The organism is Paenibacillus sp. OT2-17, from assembly GCF_009827695.1.
Taxonomy (GTDB): Bacteria; Bacillota; Bacilli; order Paenibacillales; family Paenibacillaceae; genus Paenibacillus; species Paenibacillus polymyxa_B.
In genome coordinates this window covers 1-918 of the sequence record NZ_WUDQ01000911.1, presented here as the reverse complement: position 1 = coordinate 918, position 918 = coordinate 1, and the positions used below count along the sequence as shown (strand labels likewise).

General features: G+C 51.9%; 1 protein-coding gene. It reads right to left on the bottom strand.

Going from position 1 to position 918, the window contains the following annotated elements:
• Window positions 1-918 (bottom strand): condensation domain-containing protein (locus GRP75_RS28125; protein ID WP_237449246.1); only part of this gene is annotated, 918 nt, incomplete at both ends.

The window sequence follows — 918 nt, the reverse complement described above, 5'->3', positions numbered from 1 at the left end:
TAAATCGTCAGTCCCAATGCGGTAAGCAGCAAATCATTCATATCCGTGTTGTAGGCACGATGCGCCTGTTTTAACAGCTGCTCCGTTTCCTGAGCTGTCCACGTGACCGTAATGTTCTCGCTGTCCCTATTCAAGGAATGAGAATGGGATTCGTCTTTTGGAAGCGGCTCATACATTCCCTGTTCAATTTCTTGCCAGAATGCGAGTTCTGCTACCATGGCCGGGCCGTTCGCATATTGAGACTGCCCATCAGCCCAGGTGCGGAACGAATCCGTTTTGTGCGGAAGACGAGCCGCTTGTCCGTTCAATGCCTGCTCATAGGCGGTCGTAATATCCTCGAACAAAATGCGCCAAGATACGGTATCCACCACTAAGTGATGAATCGCCATCAGCAAATGATCTCCATCCGGGCAATGGAACAGCCCCAGCTTCACCAGCGGTCCTTCGCTTACATGAATACCCGCCTGAATTTCATTTACTTTGGCCTCGATCGCCGCAGATACCTCAGACTCATTTCTGAAGTCGGCCCGATCCAGCGTATACAGCTCGCCCTCCCCAACCGCACGGTTCCAAGCTTCATATCCGTACTCCGTAGGACGGAAAATGATGCGCAGTGCGTCGTGATGGCTCACGACGTGATCCATCGCTGTGCGCAGGGCCGTTTCATCAAAACCGTCCTTGCTATGCAGCATAATGGACTGGTTATGATGATGAGCATCCGTCAGGTTCTGCTCAAAGAACCATTGTTGAACAGGTGTCAGTTTCACAGCGCCCACCACTTCACTCTGATCCGCCAATCGGGTCACCGTTTGGACTTTCAGTGCCAATGCAGACACGGTTGGATGACTGAACAGGTCTTTCATCTCCAGTCGATAACCTGCCTGCAGCAATCGGGATGATACTTGCAGCGCCTTGATC